We start from the raw sequence: 22,726 nt of genomic DNA, 5'->3' as shown, positions 1-22,726 counted from the left end.
GAATGGAATGGCAAGGTTTTGTAAAATGATTGATCACACGTGAGGTAAAGGATTTCAAACTGTTGGGAACGTGATGGTGAACGTCGTCCCTTTGCCCTCGACGCTATCGACATCGATTGTAGCATGATGGAGATCGATGATGTGTTTCACGATAGCAAGACCTAGACCCGTGCCACCTGAATTTCGGCTTCTTGCTTTGTCGACACGATAGAAGCGCTCAAAGATTCGACTGACTTCTTTTTCAGCAATCCCGATTCCATTGTCCTTGACGCGTAACTTGTAGGCATCCTCATTCGCCTCGACAGAAATTTCGACACGACTTCCTTCCGGAGAATAGTTGATGGCGTTTGCGACGAGGTTCATGATGACTTGCTTCATCCGATTCAAATCGGCCTGTAAGACGGCCGTCCCATGATGCTTCGCCTCTAGATGAATCGACTTTTTGTCCGCTTTCTGACTGAGCAAGAGACATACCTCATCGACGAGCTGGTTCAAGTCGACGGATACCAGTTCCATCTGGAAATCATCACGTTCTAATCTCGACAGCTCAAGCAAATCTTCAACAAGCATCTGCATCCGCGTCGCCTCTTTTTGAATGATGTCTAAGAACTGGTCGCGGAGTTCAGGCACTTCTTTCGCCCCGTCGAGTAATGTCTCACTAAATCCACGAATCGAGGTGAGCGGGGTCTTGAGTTCATGACTGACGTTCGCGACAAAGTCTTTCCGCATCTTCTCGAGTCGCTTCAGCTCCGTGATGTCGTTGAATAGTAGTGTCGTTCCACGAAGCATTCCCGTATCACTGAAAATCGGTGCGGCAGACACCATATATGTCTTCTGATTGAAACCGGTCCGGATCGATAACTGACGACGATGAACTTCTTCCGTCAAATAGACGTCTTCGATCAGAGTCTCGACATCAGGACTCGGTAACATTCCATGATAAAATTGTCCAATCGACAAATCATCGTATTGGAACATCTCGCGATACGAACGGTTGACTAATGTGACGATGCCTCGCTCGTCCACGAGAAGGAGCCCTGCCCCCATATATTCGATGAGTGATTCGAGTCGTGCTCGCTGAACCGATTCTCCGAGTGAAATTGACTCCAAATTTCGGGCGAGGACGTTGATTGATCCAGCGAGACTTCCGGTTTCCTCGTCATTTCGCAGTTCGTAAACGCGAGCCCGATAATTACCATCGGCGAGTTCCCGTAAGACGATGGTCGCTTCATCGATTGGTCGTATGAATTGGTTCGTCAGATGCTGAAGGACGAATAAGATGATGAAAAATGAAAAGAACAGCGCGAGCGCAATCGTTAACCAAATTCGATCATACACACCTTCAAGGTCTGACACGTAACGGATGAACGTTAAATAGACCGTCTCCCCTGTCGCAAGTTCAATCGGTTTTGTGAACTGAATCAGTTCATCTTCGTCTGCTTCACCAAACGTTCCGTCTTCAGGCACCAGACTCGGTTCAATCTTATAATCGATTGACCCGACACGAAACGGCGTCCCGGCGATGACTTCATTCCTGCTATTGAGAAGCAGTATGTCAAAGCTACTCCCGTCATCGATTTGACCGACATATCCTCGAATTTCGTCTAGCTCTCCTCCTTCAAGGTACAAAGCGGCGAGCTGAGCATCCTCTTTCAAGCGGTCACGTTCAGAATCCAAATAAAAATCTTTGAACAGTTGGCCAAGCACGATGCCAAGCGTCAAAAGCACGCCTGTGACGAGAAGAATGAGCGTGGTCATGAATCTAGAGCGATACGTCTTCATTCCGAAGTCGGCTCCTCCATTTTATAACCGAGTCCACGAATCGTTTTAATATATGTCGGCTTCTTCGTGACCGGTTCGATTTTTTCACGGAGATGACTGATATGAACATCGACGATTCGCGTGTCACCGACGAAATCGTAATTCCAAATAGCGGATAGCAATTGGTCTCGTGTCAGCACACGTCCTTTATTTTTAGCCAAGTATGCTAACAGTTCAAATTCTTTCGGAGTCAATTCGAGACGTTCGCCTTGTTTGAACACTTCGTAGTTCGACGCGACAATTTTTACGTCACCGATTTGAATGACATCCTCCTCTACCGCGGTTTCTTGTGGCGCCGAGCGTCTTAGAATCGCTTTGACACGTGCCACGACTTCGCGCGGACTGAACGGTTTCGTCAAATAGTCATCTGCACCGAGCTCGAGTCCGAGAACTTTATCAAACTCATCATCTTTCGCCGTGAGCATCAAAATCGGTGTGTTGACTTTTTGTTGACGGAGTCGCTTACACACTTCAAGTCCGTCCATTTCCGGAAGCATTAAATCGAGCACGATTAAGACGGCATCTTTCTTTTCAGCCAGTTCCAATCCTGTCTTTCCATCATGTGCGGTTTCCACCTCGAAACCAGCTTGTTCTAAATTGAATTTTAATAACGTCGCAATCGATACTTCGTCGTCGACAACAATTACTTTATCAGCCACACTACTTCCTCCTCTTAATCCATCAAATGTCACTCTCTATTTTACAAATCAAAGCTTGCAACGACCAACCTCAAAGCAAATCTTTACAAAAACAAAACAAATCCACTTTTAGTGTAGCATGCCCCACATGATGGAAACCGCAAAAAAGTGCTTCCCACAAAATTGCAGGAAGCACTTTTGACTTATAAGACGCCTAATACGGAGCGGACCGAGTCGGCAGAACGTGAAAGTGCTGCTTTCTCCTCATCCGTCAAGTCGAGCTCAAGTACTTGCTCGATGCCATGTTTCCCAAGAATCGTCGGGACGCCAAGATACAAATCGCTAAATCCGTACTCGCCTTCTAGATAAGCAATAGCAGGTAAGATGCGACGCTGATCTTTTAAAATCGCCTCGACCATCTCTACGATTGCGGCAGCTGGCGCATAATACGCCGAGCCGTCACCTAGCAGTTGAACAATTTCACCGCCACCTTTACGTGTCCGTTCGACGATTTGCTCAATCCGCTCATGTGGTATGAGTTTTTCAAGCGGGATTCCCCCGGCGTACGAGTAACGCACGAGAGGCACCATATCGTCACCATGTCCTCCAAGAACAAACCCGGATACATCTTTGACAGAAACGTTCAGTTCTTGAGCGACAAACGTCCGGAAACGAGCCGTATCCAGCACACCAGATTGTCCGATGACGCGTTCTTTTGGGAACCCTGATTCTTTAAATGCCGCATAGGTCATCGCATCCACCGGGTTGGTCAAGACGATTAAAATCGCTTCCGGAGAATAGCGAGCAATCTCTTTGACGACAGATCGCATGACGTTTGCATTGGTTGCAACGAGATCGTCTCGACTCATCCCTGGCTTACGCGCGATGCCCGCCGTGATCACGACGATGTCCGAATCAGCCGTATCGGCGTAATCCGATGTTCCTGTGACCCAAGCGTCAAACCCTTGAATCGGAGCCGTTTCTTGCATGTCGAGCGCTTTCCCTTTCGTCGGTCCAACTTTTTCTTCCATATCGAGTAGGACGACATCCCCTAGCTCACGTTGAGCCAGGTATAGTGCAGTGGTTGCACCGGTGAAGCCACTTCCAATTACAGAAATTTTGTTACGACGAATCATGAGCTCTCCCCCTCAATTGGCGACTTATTCGTTTGAATTACATGTTTTTGATCAATTCATCCGCAAATTCAGAACACTTCACTTCTGTCGCGCCGTCCATGAGACGTGCGAAGTCATATGTGACAACTTTCGAAGCGATTGTTTTCTCCATTGAGTTGATGATGAGGTCAGCCGCTTCGTTCCAGTTCATGTGGCGGAGCATCATCTCACCTGAAAGGATGACTGAAGATGGGTTTACTTTATCGAGACCCGCGTATTTCGGAGCTGTACCGTGTGTCGCTTCGAAGATTGCATGTCCTGTGATGTAGTTGATGTTTGCACCAGGTGCAATCCCAATTCCACCTACTTGCGCAGCAAGTGCGTCTGAGATGTAGTCACCGTTCAAGTTCATTGTCGCGACGACATCGAACTCACGTGGGCGTGTCAAGATTTGTTGGAGGAAGATATCAGCGATCGAATCTTTAACGATAATTTTTCCTTCAGCTTCTGCTTTCGACTGAGCTTCGTTCGCAGCTGCTTCGCCAGACTCTTCTTTAATGCGGTCATACTGTGCCCATGTGAACACTTTGTCACCGTATTCAGCTTCAGCGAGTGCATAACCCCAGTTTTTGAATGCGCCTTCTGTGAACTTCATGATGTTCCCTTTGTGTACGAGCGTGACAGATTTACGATCGTTCGCAATCGCATATTCAATCGCAGCACGGACGAGACGTTCTGTCCCTTCAGAAGAAACAGGCTTGATGCCGATTCCTGATGTCTCTGGGAAACGGATCTTATTCACGTTCATTTCATCTTGCAAGAATTTAATGAGTTTTTTCACTTCGTCGCTTCCTGACGCGTACTCGATTCCTGCGTAGATATCTTCTGTATTTTCACGGAAGATGACCATGTCTGTATCTTCAGGACGTTTTACTGGTGAAGGAACACCTGTGAAGTAACGAACTGGACGAAGGCACGTGTATAAGTCGAGCTCTTGACGAAGGGCAACGTTCAATGAACGAATTCCACCACCGACCGGTGTCGTAAGTGGTCCTTTGATTGCAATCAAGTACTCGCGAATTTGATCGAGTGTTTCTGTTGGGAGCCACTCACCTTTTTCGTTATAAGCTTTCTCCCCAGCGTATACTTCCATCCATTCGATTTTCTTGTCGCCGCCGTATGCTTTTTCAACTGCAGCATCGAATACACGAACAGCCGCGTTCCAAATATCAGGACCTGTTCCGTCACCGATAATGAATGGTACTGTCGGAACGTTTGGTACGTTCAATACACCGTTTTCAACTGTAATTTTTTGTCCTTGTGTCAACATAATGAATCCCCCTAAGTACATTACTGTAGGTCGACGCGTACGCCGACCTACGTCACTTGTTAGTTTACCAAACTTTTGTCTAAAATGTGTCTCGAATTAACGTTCGTTCACAGGAACATATTTACGGCTTGTTTCACCGACATATTCCGCACGTGGACGAATCAAGCGGTTATCCGCATATTGCTCGAGAATGTGCGCGATCCAACCTGACATCCGTGATACGGCGAAGATTGGCGTGAATAAGTCTTCTTCAAGACCGAGCGCATAATACGTTGATGCCGAGTAGAAGTCGACGTTTGGTTTCAATCCTTTTTCTGTTTCAACGAGATGATCGATTTTTTCAGACATCTCATACCACTTCGGCTCGCCGATTTGAGCAGTCAACTGGCGGCTCATTTCTTTCAAGTGCTTCGCACGCGGGTCGCCGTCCTTGTAGACACGGTGACCGAAGCCCATAATTTTTTCTTTGCGCTCGAATTTACCACGTACATATTCTTCAACACGGTCGACCGAGTCAATTTCATGAAGCATTTTCATAACCGCTTCGTTTGCACCACCGTGAAGCGGCCCTTTGAGTGCTCCCATCGCCGCCGTCACACCAGAATACATATCAGAAAGCGTCGCCACACAGACACGTGCCGTGAACGTCGAAGCGTTCAGTTCATGGTCTGCATGAAGGATAAGTGCTTTGTCGATTGTCTTCTCTGCAACTTCACTTGGTTCTTCTCCATTCAACATGTATAAGAAGTTTGCTGCATAGGATAGACCTTCTTTTGGAGCGACAGGTTGCTCGCCTTTACGTAGACGTGCGAATGCCGTCACGATTGTAGCGACTTGAGCTTGAAGACGAATCGCTTTACGCATGTTTGCCTCGTCACTCATGTCTTCAGATTCTTCATCATATAGAGCAAGTTGTGAGAGCGCCGTACGAATCGTCGCCATTGCATTGGCTGATTTCGGTGCACGAGCTAACGTATCAATCACTTCTTCTGGCAACGTCGCTTCTTTCACGAGTGCCTCCGAAAGTGACTTTAGTTCTTCTGCATTTGGTAAGCGATCATTCCACAATAAAAATACAACTTCTTCAAATGTGGCATGGTCCGCTAAATCATCAATGGTATATCCTCCATAAGTCAATTGACCGTCAATAATTGAGCTGACTTTTGAGGCTGCTGCCACAATACCTTCTAACCCTTTTGTCGTTGACATTCATAACTCCCCCTCAGTCTTGTTTGAAAGTGGTCGACCGTAAAAACAGTCTTTGTATAGGGAATAAGGATACGGGACGGGCTTCTCCCCTGCTTTCACCCAGTCTCCGTTTACCCTGTCCTTTATATAGTATAAACAATTTATTGCAAAAAAGAAATGTAAGCGGCTTCAGTTGTCAGAAAATATCAAAACCATTTTTCAATGACTTGATATCCACCTAGAATCAAGGCTGCAATTCCAGCTCCAATCAACGGTCCAACAGGTACGCCTTTCATGAATCCGACCGCTAGAATCGTGCCTGCGAGAAGGGCCGTCGTGACGACCGGGTCGACGCGCATCAATTGCACGCCTTGCGCCGCTGCTAAGGCTACAAATATTCCTGAACCAAATGCAACGATTCCAACTGGACCACGAATACTATTCCACAATTCTTTAAAACCGATATCTCCGGTTGCAATCGGGACGAGTACGGCAATGGTAATAATCGTCACACCCCAATTGATTCCTTTCGATGCAAGTGTCGGAAATAATTGATCACCAAACCCTAATGCTTTGATGATGAGTAACGCACTGCTCGCGATAATAATTGACTGGTTTTGTGCAATGACACCAATTAGCACCAATAGAATTAAAAATAAATATGCACTCATACGTATTCCTTTCTTCGAACGGAAAAAGAACCGACCTTTGTAGAAGGCCGGTTCGATTGTCGTTCAATTATGCGTTATAGATTTTACCTGTGAGTGGGTCGATTGAAATCATCTGACCGTCACGAAGTGAAGTTGTGGCAGTATCCACACCTACGATGACTGGCTTACGGAGTGATGGTCCAACGATACCAGCGTGGCTCGTCAATCCGCCGTCTTCCGTGATAATTCCAGCCGCTTTTTCGATGGCAGGCATCATTTCTTTATCTGTGAATGGCGCGACGAGAATCATGCCGTCTTTTGCTTTCGCGTTTGCTTCTTCCGCATTTTTTGCGACAACGACTTCTCCAACGACACCGCGCTCACCGATTCCACGTCCGTCTGCGAGAGCATGACCGACGATGTGAACTTTCATCATGTTCGTCGTACCAGCTGTCGCTGCAGGAATACCAGCTGAGATGACAACGAGGTCACCGTCAGTGACGAATCCAGCGTGACGTGCTGCTTCTGATGCTTGAACCAACATTTCATCCGTGTTGTTTGGCATCGTCTCAGCAACGATCGGGTATACGCCCCAAACGAGGTTCAATTGACGAGCAACGCGCTCTGATTCAGTGACTGCGATGATGTTCGCTTCTGGACGGTATTTCGCCGTACGAGCAGCCGTGTATCCTGATTGTGTTGGCGTCAAGATCGCTTTGGCGTTCAAGTTGATTGCTGTGTGAGCAACCGCTTGTGAGATCGCATCCGTTACCGTATGCTCACTGCGCTTCTGACGATCTTTCAACAAGTTTTTGTAGTCGAGCATGCGCTCAGTGCGCTCTGCGATTGCAGCTTGCATTTGAACTGACTCGATTGGGTAGTCCCCTGCAGCTGTTTCACCAGAAAGCATGACTGCATCTGTTCCATCCAAGATCGCGTTTGCTACGTCAGATGCTTCCGCACGTGTCGGACGTGGGTTACGTTGCATCGAGTCGAGCATTTGCGTTGCAGTGATGACCGGCTTACCGAGGTCGTTACACTTCTTGATGAGTTCTTTTTGAACAGGTGTTACTTCTTCTGTCGGGATCTCGATACCGAGGTCACCACGAGCAACCATCAAGCCGTCAGAGATTGCCAAGATTTCTTCGATGTTATCCACACCTTCTTGGTTCTCGATTTTCGGGTAAATCTTGATGTGTGACGCGTTGTGTTTTTCAAGAAGTTGACGAATTTCTACCACGTCAGACGCACGACGTACGAACGATGCTGCGATGACGTCGATGTCTTGTGAGATACCGAACTCGATGTCCGAGATATCTTTGTCTGTGAGGGCAGGAAGGTTTACCTTGACGTTTGGCAAGTTAACACCTTTCTTCGTCTTGATGATTCCTTCGTTTTCGATTACACAACGGAGGTCGCGGTTCGGAAGTTTTTCAACGACACGGAGTCCGATGAGACCGTCGTCGAGCATGATGTGTGAACCGACTTCTACATCATCGTAAAGACCTTCATACGTTACAGAGAAACGATCTTTCGTTCCGACGATTTCTTCACTTGAAACGATTGTGACTTCTTTCCCTTTTTCAAGAAGAGCTTTTCCATCTTCAAACGTATGTGTACGGATTTCTGGACCTTTCGTGTCAAGAAGGACTGTGACCACTTTCCCAGCTGCTTTCGCCGCTTCACGGATGTCACGGATACGAGCGCCGTGCTCTTCATAGTCACCGTGTGAGAAGTTGAGACGGGCAACGTTCATTCCAGCTTCAATCATTTCAGGAAGACGCTTCTCAGAAGCCGGTCCAATCGTACATACAATTTTCGTTCTACGCATAATATAAAAACCTCCTAGGGGATATAGTGCAACTTACATACAGAAAACGGGGGGCCATAGACCTGATCCCGTCTCTGCAACTTCTAAAATCGTTTAGATTGACAATTGGTTGACGAGGTCAATCAATTGCATATCGATTGTGTGCTTGTTGTGGTCGAGCGCCTCATCGATATCAAGATCCATCATCTGGTTATTGCGAATCCCGACGACGCGGCCCGCTTTCCCTTCAAGAAGAATCTCAACAGCGTATGCACCCATACGACTTGCAAGTACACGGTCTGCAGCAGTTGGGGAACCACCACGTTGAATGTGTCCGAGAATCGTAACACGTGTCTCTGAGTTCGTTTTCTCAGCAATCAACTTGCCGATTTCTTCAGCACTTCCGGCACCTTCAGCAACGATGACGATCGAGTGCTTCTTACCGCGGGCAATCCCGTGATTGATCCGTTCCACGATTGCATTCAACTCTTCTGGACGTTCTGGGACAAGAATCGACTCCGCGCCACCAGCGAGACCAGAATAAAGTGCGATATCACCAGCATCGCGACCCATTACTTCAATCACATACGTACGTTCATGAGATGAAGCTGTGTCGCGAATTTTGTCGATTGCGTCAAGCGCTGTGTTGAGCGCTGTATCGAAACCGATTGTCGCATCCGTTCCCGGAATGTCGTTATCAATCGTACCAGGAAGGCCGATTGTTGGGAATCCGAGTTCCGTCAATTTTTGAGCTCCGCGATAAGAGCCGTCTCCACCGATGACCACGAGGGCATCGATATTGAACTTCTTCAACTGTTCTACTGCTTTTGCACGTCCTTCTTCAGTTCTGAATTCAGGACAGCGTGCAGAGCGAAGGAACGTACCTCCACGTTGAATGATGTCGCCGACTGATCCAAGGTTTAATTCGACTAAATCACCTTCGATTAATCCTTGGTAGCCGTTATACACACCGTACACTTCAAGACCTTCGAAAATCGCTTTTCGGGTCACGGCACGGACAGCAGCGTTCATTCCAGGAGCGTCTCCTCCGCTCGTTAATACCGCAATACGTTTTAAATTCACGTCACTCACCTCTTATGTGTTTTAACGAAATCTGAAAATAAAATACCATGTCTGACCTTTGTTTTACAACACAAGTATGTGAAAAAAATGCATAGGGTATGTTACAAAGCAGTCACTTGATGAATGAATAACTCTATATTCAAAGCCATTGTTACCGTTTTCACTCACTAATTGTGCCAATTTGATGATATTTGGTCGCACGTCCTTGAATAAGCTGAGAAGTCGACAGATCGAGCAACTCGTTCATGTGCTGTAATAATACAGGTTTCAAGAGTGATGACTGTAATGACACATCGACATGCGCGCCTCCATACACTTCACCTACAACTTCATCCACGATCCCTAGGTTGAACAAATCTTGTGCTGTAATTTTCATCGTTTCTGCTGCACGCTCTGCTTGTTTGGCATCTTTCCACAAAAGTGCCGCTGCACCTTCTGGCGAGATGACCGAGTACGTACTATTCTCAAGCATCAACAATCGGTCGCAAACACCAATCCCAAGCGCACCACCAGAACCGCCTTCTCCGATAACGACGGAAACGATCGGTACTTTCAACGTCGCCATTTCAAACAAGTTTCGAGCAATCGCCTCACTTTGACCTCTCTCTTCAGCGGCTTTCCCTGGATAAGCCCCTTTCGTGTCAATGAATGTCAAAATCGGACGGTTGAACTTCTCGGCTTGCTTCATGAAACGTAGTGCTTTTCGGTATCCCTCAGGGTGTGGCATCCCAAAATTCCGCTTCATGTTTTCTTTCGTATTCCGACCACGCTGATGCCCGATGATGGTTACCGGAACACCTTCGAATGTCGCAAGTCCCGATACGATTGCCGCATCATCATACCCGTGACGATCGCCATGGAGTTCCATGAAATCAGGGAACATGTGATGGATGTAATCGAGTGTTGTCGGGCGTTTCGGGTTTCGCGCTAATTGTACGCGGTCCCACGGTTTCATATTCCCATAAATATCTTTTTCTAATCGGTCGAGCTTCAACTCCAGGTGACGAATCTCACGTGATAGGTCAATCCCTTTCGTTTCGGCTGTCTCACGCAATTTGTTTAACTGTTCGGTCACTTCTTTGATTGGGTCAAACATGTCGAACACCCCCATCGTGTAATCCGATCATTTTCTTCAAGAACGAACGCATCTGTTCACGATGGATGACCGCGTCCAATTGTCCAGACTCGAGTAAGAACTCTGCCGTCTGGAAGTTTTCTGGAAGTTTTTCCCGAATCGTCTGTTCGATGATTCGTCTTCCCGCAAATCCAATAAGCGCACCGGGCTCTGCGACGTTTAAGTCGCCAAGCATCGCAAAACTTGCTGAAACCCCACCTGTCGTCGGATGTGTCAAATAGGCGATGTAGAGAAGGCCCGCTTCATCATGTTCTTTTAAAGCGATGGACGTGTTCGCCATCTGCATCAAGCTGACCATCCCTTCTTGCATGCGTGCGCCACCTGACGCTGTGAATAAGACGACCGGAAGACGACGTGACGTCGCTTGGCGAACAGCAGAGGCAATCGCTTCCCCTACGTAAGCACCCATCGACCCCATTCGGAATCGAGCATCCATCACGCAAACGACGAGTGGTAGTCCATCAATCGTCGCTTTTCCGCAAACGACCGCTTCTTCAATCCCGGTCCGTTCACGGTCTTTATTCAACTTTTCTTCATAATCAGGAAAATCGAGTGGATTCGCTTTGACGGAAGGTCCCGCAAACCGTTCGAAAGAACCTTCATCGACGAGCATGTCGATTCGTTCCTGTGCATGAAGCGGAAAATGGTAGCCACAGTCACATACCTTATGGTTTTCGTTTAACTGTTTTGTATAATGCATATATTTACAAGATGGGCACTTCGTCATCAATCCCTGTGGAGCGTCAATTTTTGGTTCTCGTTGACGCAACGGCATATATCGTTTCGGTTTCTTGAAAAAAGCAGTCATCGCTTCCCCCTCGTTCATTCCGGCATCCCCATTCCACGCCACGTCTCGACAAAACGCTTACGTTCTTCGAGCGTATATAACTCCCCAACATCTAGTCCCTCGAAAAATCGGTTCACTTCGCTCCAAATCCTGATGAACAACTCATTCTTCAACTGAAAAATGAGTTGCTGACGAAACGTTCGATCCTCTTCGATCACTGCCTCTAATTGAGTCAGTCGCTCCTTCGTCGGCTCTACTTCCGAAAACGCCATTCGCTCTAACAGTTTAAGCATTTCGATGATATCGGTCGCTTTCGTCTGTTTCGTGACGATGAACTCCGACAAAATCTCGATGTAGCGATGCCGGTCTTGTTCACATAGGAAAGTACCACCACCGCGCCTTGTCTCAACGATGCCTAAAAAGCTTAACGCGCGTAGCGCTTCTCGAACGGAAGCGCGACTAATGGATAGCGTCTCCGCAAGTTCACGTTCGGATGGAAGCCGGTCTCCCGGGACCAACGACGATTGGACAATTAATTTTCGTATCTTTGAAATATTCTCGTGAAATGTGGATGCGTGTTTTTCATGCATCTGACCGTTCAACTCCCTTATTTGGATCACTTATCAATTTTAAGTGGTCAGACCAATTAGTGCGATTATATCATTATTTAGGACTTGGTACTAGTTTCTGGACCAACCATTTTTAGATCGATTCGTTTTAACACAACATTCTCTTCTCCAAATCGTCTCTTCGCCTCTGCGACGTACTCCTCGTTCGGGTTGATTGAAAAAGCGGATGCCAGTTGTTTCACTTCTTTCGAATCCGTGAACCGACAGACGACCGGAACATCTCCTTGCGCACGCTGAATCCAATCTTCTAGTTCAGAGAATCGATCTAGCGTAAGCCTTACGAACAAAGCTTGACCATGTAATGGGCGCACCCGCTCGACAATCAATTGTTTACGTCCATCCCGTTCGTTCGAATGGACTTCAAGCAACAAAATGTTACCCACGTAGAGGGAGCGACTGAATTGAGCGAAGGTTCTAGGAAAGACGACGACTTCTTCTTGCGTCATCCCATCATCTACCATCATGACACCCATTCGTTCTTGCTTTTTCGTCATGAACGTACGCACGTCGTCCACATACACGACTAGATACCCGTTCGTCCCGTGCAGAACGTCTTCAATCGTGGAGGGCTCAATTCCCACGTGCGGAATCGTCGTAAGCGGCGAGTGCACAACCCATGTTCCGAGTGCTTCCCGCTCTTCTTCAGACCAGTTTGGTTCTTTCGCTTTTTTCTGCTTAAGCCCGAGTGATGATAGTTCATCTGGTAAGAAGTGCGTACCGGCCTCTTCACGTAAACGTTCGACTGCTTCAAACGCACTCGTCCGATCCCCGTGATACATTCGGTCAAGCGCTCCAGCTCCTAGTAAACGTCTCAACTTGAGTTGATCTTTACTCTTCCATTCCATCGCTTCTTGAAGAGTCCGGACGTCTTTTAGCTGTCCATTCAGCTCGATGAGTCGTTCGACGTCTCGTTTCGTCAGTCCTTGAATCGCTTTAAGCCCAAGACGGACGCCAGGACCTTCAAGTATCGCATCGGCATGACCGTGCAATACGTCTGGCGGATACACAGGGATTTTGTCTTTACGCAATAGTCTCACGAGTTGACTGGTCTTCTCCGACGTCACGACATGGAAAACACGTGGATAATGCGCTTTGACGTAAGCCAATCGATAACTGATCAAACTGTAGGCGACCGCATGGGAACGGTTAAACCCATATCCTGCAAACTTTTCAATCCAAGAGAAGATTTGTGACAAGACATCTCGGTTCTTTCCTTCAGATTGACGTAAAAACCGCTCTCGTTCTCGTTCAATCGTACCGGTATCTTTTTTGGCAATCGCTCGTCTGATTAAATCCGCCTCGGCAAATGAATATCCACCGAGTTTTCGAAGAAGTCGCATGACCTGTTCTTGATAAACGAGCACGCCATATGTCGACTTCATGATTTCTTCGACGTCCGGGTGAATCGGTTGATATGGCATACCATGTTTTCGTTTTGCATACGTTTCAATAAACTGCATCGGTCCTGGTCGATAGAGCGACATCGTCACGACGATATCCTCAAACTCTGTCGGTTTGACTTGGCGCAACGCCTGTTTCATACCCGACGACTCAAACTGGAAGATCCCGTTCGTCTCTCCTCTTGCTAACAATCGGTACGTCCGGGCATCATGTAAGGGAATCGTCTTCAAGGAGAACAACGCGTCACTCTCGCGGACCAATTCCTCCATTTGACGAAGGCGAGTCAAGTTTCGGAGCCCGAGTAAATCAATTTTGAGTAGCCCGATTTCTTCCAAATCCTTCATATTATATTGGGTCACATGATCCTCGAGTTCGGGTTGAAGTGGAGTCACGTCTTCAATCGGTTGACGACTGAGTACAACCCCAGCGGCGTGTATGGATGATTGACGTGGCAACCCTTCTAGCTGTTTCGCAATCCGAATCAACTGTTGACGCTTCTGGCTACCTGCGAACCATTTCATCTGTTTTGGATTCGCCATCAATTCGTCCAACCCACCTGATTTCACTTGTTTACTTGCAGCCTGCCCCTCTTCTAACGTCATGCCGAGCGCCCTCGCGACGTCACGGATGGCTGCCTTTGCCCCAAAGGTTGCGAGTGTACCAATTTGCGCCGCATGAGTCTCCCCATATTTCGATAGCACGTATGAAACGACTTCTTCCCGACGCTCATCTTCAAAATCTAAGTCAATATCCGGCATCGAGACGCGTTCCGGATTGAGGAACCGTTCAAATAGGAGACCATAGCGAACTGGGTCGACTTCTGTAATGTGCAGTGCAAAACTGATGAGCGAGCCGGCCGCCGACCCCCGACCTGGACCGACCTCGATCCCGGACTCACGGGCGAATCGGATGATATCTTCGACAATCAGAAAATACGAAGAAAACCCGGTCTTGGCAATGACGTCAAGCTCAAACTTCGCTCGTCCGATATACGGTTCTTTCATCAATTCCATCGCTTTTAACCGTTCACCGACGAGCTGCTTCAACTTTTGATCAGCGTCCGGTAACTCTGGAATCGCGCCTTCCGCTTGTGGAAGTTGCTCGAGTTGAATCAGTTCTTCAAATCGCCTAAGCTCGCCCAATTCTTCTGAAGTGAACCAGTCGTTCATCTCGCTTGGTAGCCGGACATGCAGACCTTTTTGACGTACATCCTCCTCTGACATCACTTCGCCTTCTCGAATGGCAGAGATTGCCCGGAAACCCTCCACATCTTCAGGTCGCATATATCTCGTTTCAGGGACCGGAATCAGTTGGACGGCGAGTTCTTCTTTCATCATGCGAAGTTGCTTTAACAGTTGTACCTGTTCTGTCGTCTGCGGTGCCGGGAGACCGAGCCATAGTCTGTTCTCGTCTACAAAAGACAGCAGTTGATGATAAAGACGACGTCGATGGACCGGGTCGCTCGCTTTCCAGTTTTCCGGTAGGACAATGAGTGGCATCGTCGTGCGTTCATCGATCCCGCCTTTCTTGATGATTCGATATTGCTCTTGTAGTTCTGCTTCGTTCGATGCATACGCAAGTACCGAAACATCGAGCCCGTCTAGTCGAAGGACGGTTCTCAGTCCGATGAGCGGCTTCACCCCATAGCGTTTGCAGTAGGATAGAAACGATGGAACACCATAAAAGGCATCGTCTGCGATGGCGACCGCGCGACTCCCCCGCTCTGTCATCTGCATCACATATTGCTCTAGTCGAATCGTGCTTTGTAGTAAGCTAAAAGCAGTTCTGACATTAAGATGAATCATCTTCGTCCTCCTTTCTATTTAATGATATTGTCAAACTCAATTCTCCACTTCTCTGATACAATAATTATAGACAAAACTCACGACAAAAGGGGGCAAAAGCGTATGATTATCAATCGGGGACAAATTGCGCGCGATAAGTTAGAAAAATTACAGAACGGTCAAACCGTCTTTGCGGACAGTCCTGAAATCATCGACCGACTTCGAAAGTATATTGCAGAATATCAACTCGATGTCGTCGAAGATGTGACCGACCGCGGCACGTGGTTTATCCCACAAGAAAACGGAGACAAATGAAGAGAGCTGACCGCGGTCAGCTCTCTTCATTTTCTTCAAACGTGAACTCTCCTGCCACTTCATTCAGAGCAGCAATGACGTCATCCATTTCATCCCACGTATCAATCGTGGCACCCGACGCCATCGGATGGCCACCACCACGATAACGCTTCGCCACTTCATTGATGACAGGTCCTTTCGACCGAATCCGGACACGAATCTCTTCTTTGTTTTCGACAAACATGACCCAACATTTCAATCCTTCGAGGCCAGAGAAGCTATTGACGAGTTGCGATGCCGCTTCCGGGGACGCATGGAACGTCCGGAGCACATCTTTATCAATCTTCACATACCCGACGCCTTCTTCTGTGACATTGACGTGCTGTAACACGTACCCTTGTAACTGTAGCGTCGCTAAGTTGGTCTTATACATGTGTCGGTACAGTTTGTTCGTATCGATGCCTTTGTCGATCAATCTCGAAGCAATCTCAAACGTACGTGCCGTTGCATTACGGAACTGGAAGCGCCCCGTGTCACCTACGATACCGGCATATAATAAGAAGGCCGCTTCTTGATCGATCGGATAATCCCAAATGTTCGCCAACTCCACAATCATTTCGGACGTCGAACTGACCGTGGTGTCCACGATTTGTGTCATCGCATACGGGTCTTCATCAGGGTGATGATCGATTTTAATGATTGTTTTTCCTTTTAACGCATATGGTCCATCGATTCGTTCCTGATTCGCTGTATCTAGAATCAAAACGAGCGCATCCTTATACATTTCTTCCTCAACGTGTTCCATCTTTCCTAAAAATTCAAGGTCGGGCACCATACCACCGACTACATAGATCTTTTTATCCTGATGAACCGACTTTAAAATACGTTGGAGTCCGAGCTGGCTCCCCAATGCATCGGGGTCTGGTCTGACATGTCGATGAATAAAAATGGTGTCAGCCGCCTCGATTTCTGTTTTGATTGAATCCGCTTTCGCCCATGCCCACATGATGATTCCTCACTTTCCTACACACTATTATGGTATGATGATAACAGATTACGAGAAAGAAAGGGGTTCCTTCACTTGCAACTTGTCATGATTGGACTCATTTTGTTCGCGCTCGGAGCGTACCTTGTCTTCAAGCGTCGTGCTTTTTTGACAAAGACGCCAAACCGTAAAGCCTTGTTCAATACACAAGCTTTAATCTGGTTAAGTTTATTCCTCGCGCTATTCGCCGCGAACCAAATGGTTGGTGGATTCGGTTTGAATTCATCGGTCGGTTGGATTGTCAGTATCGTCATGTTGGTCGTCGGCTTAGGCAATGCGGTCGTTGGATTTATCCGTTACCGGAAAATCTATCCGCTCGCCGCAGAAGAACCGACGAATACGCCTTCATAAAAAGAGAGCACCCGCTACTCGTGTAGCCGGTGCTCTTTTAAGTTACCGATCAATCAACTGTGCCGTGACAAGCGCCTTGGCGACAAGTTGTGTACCTTGTGTCATCTCCACATCAACTTTCCCGAACTTCCGCCCAAGATCGAAGACGTTTGCCGACACTCGAATCTGACTCTCAATCTGAATCGGTTTCATGAAATAGACGGTAATGTTCTCGACCACCAAATCCCCTTTTTTCATATGACGCAGACTGCGTGTCGCCCCTTCGACTAACAAAGTCGTCAACACACCTGATGACGCGGTCCCCATATGGCTCGTCATTTGCGGAGCAACCTCGACAGTAAACGCCGTACCGTTCGACGTGGGATCTTCTTTCAATTGGTTCGTGATCATGTTGTCGAACGTTTCACCGACTTGCGGCTGACGATTCGCAAGCTGCAACGCCTTCAACACATCTTGACGACTGATGATTCCGAGCAAGCGACCATAGTTATCGACGACAGGGAGCATCTCAATCCCTTCCCATACCATCTGGTGCGCAGCGTTGGTCACGCTCGTCTGGACGCCGACAGTAATCGGGCTCTTTGTCATGACTTTCTCGATATCATAGTCGTGCGATTTGTCGATGACATCTTTCGCAGTGATCACCCCGACCACCTTCATCTGCTCATCGATGACCGGATAACGATTATGCTTCGTCCGCTCATTCAATTCGTGCCAACGTTTCACCGTGTCATCCGATTTCAAATAAAACGTGTCGTGAAGCGGAATGACGATGTCTGAGACAAGAAGAATCTCTTTCTTGATGAGTCGATCATAAATAGCCCGGTTAATCATCGTTGCGACGGTAAAGCTGTCGTAAGAAGTCGAGATGACGGGCATATCATACTTATCCGCCATTCGTTTCACTTCATCCGTCGTATCAAATCCCCCTGTGATCAACACGGCCCCGCCGGACTGCAAGACGAGTTCATGCGCCTTCTCCCGGTTTCCGATGATGACGAGTGAATCGACATCGATATAACGCATCATCGCTTCCAATTTCATGGCTCCGATGACAAATTTAGATAATGTCTTATGCAAACCATTTCGTCCACCCAACACTTGTCCATCGACAATATTGACGACTTCGGCAAATGTCAGCTTCTCAATATTCTCTTTTTGTTTACGCTTGATCCGAATCGTCCCTACACGTTCGATGGTAGAGACGAAGCCCAGGTTCTCAGCTTCTTTGATGGCCCGATAAGCCGTACCTTCTGATACAGCTAACTCTTTGGCGATTTGGCGGACCGAAATTTTTGACCCAACATCGAGTGACTCGATATGTGCTATGATCTGTTCATGTTTTGTGGTCATACGCGGAGTCCCTTCTCTCAATACATTTTCTACTCTTTCTAGTATACTGTATCAGTCAAACTTGTTCAAACTGTACTAATCAAATTGCAACATTTCCTTTCTGTTTTCGAAACAGCTATAATAGACGAGTAGTCAACGTAAGAGTGAGAAGGGAAGGGATTCATCTTGAATCAACGCACCAATCAAATTGCACAATCTTTAGCGACGAAAGGATTAGACGCAGCATTCGTCACGTCAAAGGCATCTGTATTTTACTTCTCGGGAGTATACGCAGAAGCACACGAGCGGCTGATTGCCATCCTCGTCCTAAAGAATGGGACAACTGCCATCATTTGTCCTGCCCTTGAAAAAGGAATTGTCGAAGCGAGTGACTGGACAGGTGAAATCGTGACGTACATGGACCACGAGAATCCGTGGGATAAAATCGTCAAGTTGTTCCTCGATAACCAAATCGTTCCTGAGCGTATCGGGATTGAAGGTGAGCATTTGACATTCAATCGTGTCGAGCAACTCCGCGCTGGTTTTGCCGGATTGTCGATTATCGATTTGACAGACGAACTCCAAACGTTACGCATGATCAAATCACCGGATGAAGTACGTACAATGAAACGCGCCGCTGAACTTGCAGACATGGCAATCGAAGCAGGAATTCGTTCACTTCGTGAAGGTGTGACCGAGCTCGAAGTCATCGCGGACATCGAATATGCGATGAAACAACAAGGCGTTCGTGAAATGTCATTCGACACACTCGTATTGTTCGGTGAAAATAGCGCTGACCCTCACGGTGTACCAGGCAACAACCGTTTGAAGAAAGGCGATTTCGCCTTGTTCGACCTCGGTGTCGTCTGGCAAGGGTATTGCTCGGATATCACTCGAACAGTCGTCTTCGGTGAAGCGAGTACGAAACAACGTGAAATTTACGAAACAGTGTTACAAGCAGAAGAAGCAGCGATCGAGATGGCGAACGTCGGCACGACGCTCGGAGCAATCGATATCGCAGCCCGACAAGTCATCACGTCTGCTGGATACGGTGAGTACTTCACGCACCGTATCGGTCATGGAATCGGGATTGAGGTTCATGAACATCCATCGATGGCGGCGAACAATGACATGACAGCTCAAGTCGGGATGACGTTTACCGTCGAACCAGGTATATACTTACCGGGTGTCGGTGGTGTCCGCATCGAAGATGACCTCGTCATGACGGAGAGCGGTCCGATTGCATTGACGAGTTATCCGAAAACACTTCAAGAGATTGGATAAGAAAAAGGTGGGGTCCAAGGACCTCACCTTTTTACGCATTCCTCAATAGAACAATCGGAACATGACATCGCGCTGTGGAACTTCATAACGTTCCATTTTTTCTAAAAATGCTCGTTTGTCATAAGGGACAGCCCGCAGATCAATCTGCATCCCGTTTTCCCCGTCTGATAAAATCGCGAACCGCGCAAGTTCATCTCGGGCGACACCGAGCGCACCTGGATTGACGTACCGCTTCTTCTCGTCTTGGAATAAGTGAACCGGGTGGTGATGACCAAATAAGATGACATCCCCATCGTACTCTCCATACAACCGTTGCATGTTTATAAGTGTCGGCTCGAGAATATCATGAAATGGTTCTTCGACGATGGTGGCTTGACGCTTTTCGCTCGGGATATGGTAATGGATGCCGAACGCTTTTTGACTAGCCAACTCACTCGTAATCGTTCGCGGAAGAGACTCAAGAACATCCACATATCTAGATTGAAGATGACGCGCGACCCACTCGTGATGCGGTCGCGTATGCGCATAACTTTCTGGATGGCCCTGTCCGGCTAAAAGCGAGACGACTGCTTCATCGTGATTACCGGAAATCATGTGTGCCCCGCGGTCAATCAATCTCTCCATGACCGCGTTTGAGTCCGGCCCCATCGCAATCATGTCACCGAGTGACCAGATGATGTCGACCTGCTCTGTATCTAACGCATGAAGGACTGCCTCTAGCGCCTCTAGATTTCCGTGAACGTCAGTCACAACCCCAATCTTCATCGCTCTCCCCCTCACTTTCGATACTGATGCACCACGTTGACCCCGCCGGTCACATCGATGACGGCACCCGTGATCATATCTGATTCCTCATGTAATAGAAAGGAAATGAGTCGTGCGATATCCTCTCCAGTTCCGTGTCGTCCGACTGGAGTCCCTTCATCGATTTCCGCCTCCTCGATACGCATCTCTTTTTGAGATCCGACGATGTTTCCTGGATTGACCATATTTGCCGTGATCCCAAAAGGCGCTTCCTCAAGAGCGACCGATTTCGTCAAACTGACGAGTGCCGTTTTCGCTGCCGCAAACGCTGAACGGTGAATCCATCCGGGAGCCGATGCACTCTCCGGAAACCCGTATGAGATGATGCGCCCGAAACGATTAGAGCGCATCGCAGGAATCGCGCGACGCATCAACCAAAACGAGGCAGACAGGTTACCTGTCACCACTTCATCCCACTCCTCATCCGTCAATTCGACGAGCGGTTTCCGTTCAAAAATGTATGGACCCGCATTTAGAATTAAGGCATTCGGTTCACCAAACCGCTCGACTGCTTCCTCATAGGCCGAGAGCAGCTGTTTACGGTCCGTCAACCCTGCCTCGATCATATGTATCCGCTCATGTTCCCAATCAATCGGATTCCGCTGCAGAATACTGACGTGCCAGCCATCTTGCAACAGACGCTCTGTCACGACACGCCCAATCCCTTTCGCACCAGAAGTAATCATTACATGTTTCATCGTCCAACCTCCTCCGCCTTATTTTACCCGTTCTTTCACGTGAATTCCAAACTTGGACATGTCGTGAACAATTCTATGAAAAAATTCACTCCTTTTCATGACGAAAAAGCGTGAAATCTGAAAGAAGTGGTATACTATATATGTAAGCCGAACGTATAATTCGAGCGAAAGGTTGGGATTTACATGGCAATTGTATACAAACACATTCTATCTGCCGTTGACGGCTCTAAAGAGGCGGAACGTGCATTTGAGACCGCAATCGATGTCGCCATTCGTAACGAAGGGAAACTGTATGTAGGTCACGTGATTGACACGCGTACATTCGCGACAGTTGAAGCCTACGATCGGACGATTACCGAACGCGCAGAAACGTATGCTAAAGAGTTACTCGAAGACTATGTGAACCGTGCCAAAGAACGTGGCGTAAAAGAAGTCGAGACCGTGATCGAATACGGTTCTCCAAAAGTGACAATCGCTAAAAAGATTGCTCCTAACCATGATATTGATCTTATTATTTGTGGCGCGACTGGGTTGAACGCTGTCGAACGCTTCTTTATCGGAAGTGTTTCAGAAAGCATCGTCCGCTATGCGAAGTGCGACGTGCTCATCGTCCGTCAATAATCGTTTATCCTAAAAGAAGGGGTCTTGCGCAATCGCAAGACCCCTTTTCTTTATTACAACACCTTGACCGTAACCGTTTTACGACCGAATTGAATCGCCGCACTGTGCGAGTACATTAAGATATCGATTTTGTTTCCTTTGATGGCGCCGCCAGTATCTGCAGCCGTATACGTTCCTAACAACTTGCTCCCTACGTATACTTGAACTTTCGTGCCAAGTGGAATGACACGCGGGTCGACCGCGATCACATTACGTTTTTGTGTACGGACGTTCCAACCGAGAGCCGTCTTCCCAGAACAGCCTTTGCAATAAGGTGTATACGCGGATGCTTTCATCGTGTACGTTTTACCGACAGACTGTTTCTTCGCTCCTGTTGTCGTGACATAACTTGTCGCAACCCATGCTTTTTTCTTTTTATAATAAACTTGTGTCCAGGCTCCTTTTGAACCTAAACGTTGCAATTTTTGACCTTTGTTTAACTTACCTAAGATTTTTGTACCCATTCGTGCATCTGAACGGATATTTAAATCGTTCACTTTACTGACGACATAAACTTTATTTGAAGAGGCAGCTTGCACTTGCGATTGTGGCAGGAAAAGCGTTGAAACTAAAATCGTAATTAGCATCATCCATCCTAACTTTTTAAGCATGCAATCGTTCCTCCCTTAGTTCAGATCGTGTCATCGATGAACTGTACATCGAATGTTTCGTCCAGATAACTATATGATGAAATATGTAGCAGTGCCGTTACACTTACGGTTCATTTAAATGTCACGAGCGTTACAACTTGATGTCAAAATAGTCGATTCTTTGCTTTAAATCGCATTTCTGAAACGAAGTAGAGATGTAAATATAAATAATTATCCAATATATGGTTATTTCATGACTCGAATGTTACAAAACGATATAAAACATGCATCTGATGT

At 47.4% G+C, this 22,726-nt stretch carries 21 protein-coding genes; 4 read left to right on the top strand and 17 right to left on the bottom strand.

What is annotated here, in order from left to right; all coding sequences use genetic code 11:
* Nucleotides 1-54: 54 nt before the first annotated feature.
* The 12 genes from pnpS to dnaE all read right to left on the bottom strand — a co-directional run bounded on the left by pnpS (nt 55) and on the right by dnaE (nt 15,392).
* Nucleotides 55-1,782, bottom strand: a complete 1,728-nt coding sequence (pnpS, locus tag AC5LIL_RS05325; protein WP_214782205.1) for a two-component system histidine kinase PnpS — start codon at nt 1,780-1,782, stop codon at nt 55-57.
* Nucleotides 1,779-2,480, bottom strand: a complete 702-nt coding sequence (locus AC5LIL_RS05320) for a response regulator transcription factor (protein ID WP_074033421.1) — start codon at nt 2,478-2,480, stop codon at nt 1,779-1,781. The genes pnpS and AC5LIL_RS05320 overlap by 4 nt, the downstream gene beginning before the upstream one ends.
* Nucleotides 2,481-2,662: 182 nt before the next feature.
* Complete coding sequence (mdh, locus tag AC5LIL_RS05315) at nt 2,663-3,595, bottom strand: malate dehydrogenase (protein ID WP_074033422.1); 933 nt, start codon at nt 3,593-3,595, stop codon at nt 2,663-2,665.
* 37 nt (nt 3,596-3,632) lie between these two features.
* On the bottom strand, nt 3,633-4,901 hold the full coding sequence (icd, locus tag AC5LIL_RS05310; RefSeq protein WP_083600123.1) for an NADP-dependent isocitrate dehydrogenase: 1,269 nt from the start codon (nt 4,899-4,901) through the stop codon (nt 3,633-3,635).
* A 99-nt stretch (nt 4,902-5,000) separates the two neighbouring features.
* Nucleotides 5,001-6,113, bottom strand: a complete 1,113-nt coding sequence (citZ, locus tag AC5LIL_RS05305; protein ID WP_271304548.1) for a citrate synthase — start codon at nt 6,111-6,113, stop codon at nt 5,001-5,003.
* Between the two features lie 185 nt (nt 6,114-6,298).
* Entirely contained in the window at nt 6,299-6,763 is a 465-nt protein-coding gene (locus AC5LIL_RS05300; protein WP_074033425.1) for a DUF441 domain-containing protein, read from the bottom strand.
* Between the two features lie 67 nt (nt 6,764-6,830).
* On the bottom strand, nt 6,831-8,573 hold the full coding sequence (gene pyk, locus AC5LIL_RS05295) for a pyruvate kinase (protein WP_074033426.1): 1,743 nt from the start codon (nt 8,571-8,573) through the stop codon (nt 6,831-6,833).
* A gap of 93 nt (nt 8,574-8,666) precedes the next feature.
* Nucleotides 8,667-9,635 (bottom strand): 6-phosphofructokinase, encoded by a 969-nt coding sequence (pfkA, locus tag AC5LIL_RS05290; protein WP_214693237.1) that lies wholly within the window; start codon nt 9,633-9,635, stop codon nt 8,667-8,669.
* A gap of 160 nt (nt 9,636-9,795) precedes the next feature.
* Nucleotides 9,796-10,746 (bottom strand): acetyl-CoA carboxylase carboxyltransferase subunit alpha, encoded by a 951-nt coding sequence (locus tag AC5LIL_RS05285; RefSeq protein ID WP_214693239.1) that lies wholly within the window; start codon nt 10,744-10,746, stop codon nt 9,796-9,798.
* Nucleotides 10,724-11,578: an acetyl-CoA carboxylase, carboxyltransferase subunit beta gene (gene accD, locus AC5LIL_RS05280; protein WP_074033936.1), complete on the bottom strand. Its 855-nt coding sequence runs from the start codon at nt 11,576-11,578 to the stop codon at nt 10,724-10,726. Before accD ends, AC5LIL_RS05285 begins: the two co-directional genes overlap by 23 nt.
* Nucleotides 11,579-11,592: 14 nt before the next feature.
* Complete coding sequence (locus tag AC5LIL_RS05275) at nt 11,593-12,147, bottom strand: FadR/GntR family transcriptional regulator (protein WP_214782193.1); 555 nt, start codon at nt 12,145-12,147, stop codon at nt 11,593-11,595.
* Nucleotides 12,148-12,224: 77 nt separating this feature from the next.
* Nucleotides 12,225-15,392: a DNA polymerase III subunit alpha gene (dnaE, locus tag AC5LIL_RS05270; protein ID WP_499825154.1), complete on the bottom strand. Its 3,168-nt coding sequence runs from the start codon at nt 15,390-15,392 to the stop codon at nt 12,225-12,227.
* A gap of 102 nt (nt 15,393-15,494) precedes the next feature.
* Here dnaE and AC5LIL_RS05265 point away from each other — a divergent pair, with 102 nt between their 5' ends.
* A complete protein-coding gene (locus tag AC5LIL_RS05265) occupies nt 15,495-15,686 on the top strand; it encodes a YtzJ family protein (RefSeq protein WP_074033430.1) in 192 nt (63 codons plus the stop codon).
* Nucleotides 15,687-15,702: 16 nt separating this feature from the next.
* Here the strand turns inward: AC5LIL_RS05265 and AC5LIL_RS05260 are convergent, their stop codons facing one another.
* Nucleotides 15,703-16,671 (bottom strand): DHH family phosphoesterase, encoded by a 969-nt coding sequence (locus tag AC5LIL_RS05260; RefSeq protein WP_499825153.1) that lies wholly within the window; start codon nt 16,669-16,671, stop codon nt 15,703-15,705.
* 75 nt (nt 16,672-16,746) lie between these two features.
* Between AC5LIL_RS05260 and AC5LIL_RS05255 the strand changes: the two genes are divergently transcribed.
* Nucleotides 16,747-17,061 (top strand): YtpI family protein, encoded by a 315-nt coding sequence (locus AC5LIL_RS05255; RefSeq protein ID WP_074033432.1) that lies wholly within the window; start codon nt 16,747-16,749, stop codon nt 17,059-17,061.
* Between the two features lie 42 nt (nt 17,062-17,103).
* Here the strand turns inward: AC5LIL_RS05255 and AC5LIL_RS05250 are convergent, their stop codons facing one another.
* Nucleotides 17,104-18,414, bottom strand: coding sequence for a DRTGG domain-containing protein (locus AC5LIL_RS05250; RefSeq protein ID WP_214782184.1), 1,311 nt, complete (start codon nt 18,412-18,414; stop codon nt 17,104-17,106).
* Between the two features lie 165 nt (nt 18,415-18,579).
* Here AC5LIL_RS05250 and AC5LIL_RS05245 point away from each other — a divergent pair, with 165 nt between their 5' ends.
* Nucleotides 18,580-19,677, top strand: coding sequence for a M24 family metallopeptidase (locus AC5LIL_RS05245; RefSeq protein ID WP_499825152.1), 1,098 nt, complete (start codon nt 18,580-18,582; stop codon nt 19,675-19,677).
* Between the two features lie 42 nt (nt 19,678-19,719).
* On the opposite strand, the gene AC5LIL_RS05240 is transcribed toward AC5LIL_RS05245, so the two are convergent.
* On the bottom strand, nt 19,720-20,442 hold the full coding sequence (locus tag AC5LIL_RS05240) for a metallophosphoesterase family protein (RefSeq protein ID WP_499825151.1): 723 nt from the start codon (nt 20,440-20,442) through the stop codon (nt 19,720-19,722).
* A gap of 11 nt (nt 20,443-20,453) precedes the next feature.
* A complete protein-coding gene (locus AC5LIL_RS05235; protein WP_427372569.1) occupies nt 20,454-21,179 on the bottom strand; it encodes an SDR family oxidoreductase in 726 nt (241 codons plus the stop codon).
* A 183-nt stretch (nt 21,180-21,362) separates the two neighbouring features.
* On the opposite strand from AC5LIL_RS05235, the gene AC5LIL_RS05230 reads away from it, so the two are divergent.
* Nucleotides 21,363-21,800, top strand: a complete 438-nt coding sequence (locus tag AC5LIL_RS05230) for a universal stress protein (protein ID WP_012726732.1) — start codon at nt 21,363-21,365, stop codon at nt 21,798-21,800.
* Between the two features lie 53 nt (nt 21,801-21,853).
* Here the strand turns inward: AC5LIL_RS05230 and AC5LIL_RS05225 are convergent, their stop codons facing one another.
* Nucleotides 21,854-22,450 (bottom strand): 3D domain-containing protein, encoded by a 597-nt coding sequence (locus tag AC5LIL_RS05225; protein ID WP_214795643.1) that lies wholly within the window; start codon nt 22,448-22,450, stop codon nt 21,854-21,856.
* Nucleotides 22,451-22,726: the final 276 nt, after the last annotated feature.

Source organism: Exiguobacterium sp. RM11, assembly GCF_059821525.1.
Note: the sequence above shows the minus strand (reverse complement) of the source record. Positions and strands in the feature narration are given on the sequence as shown.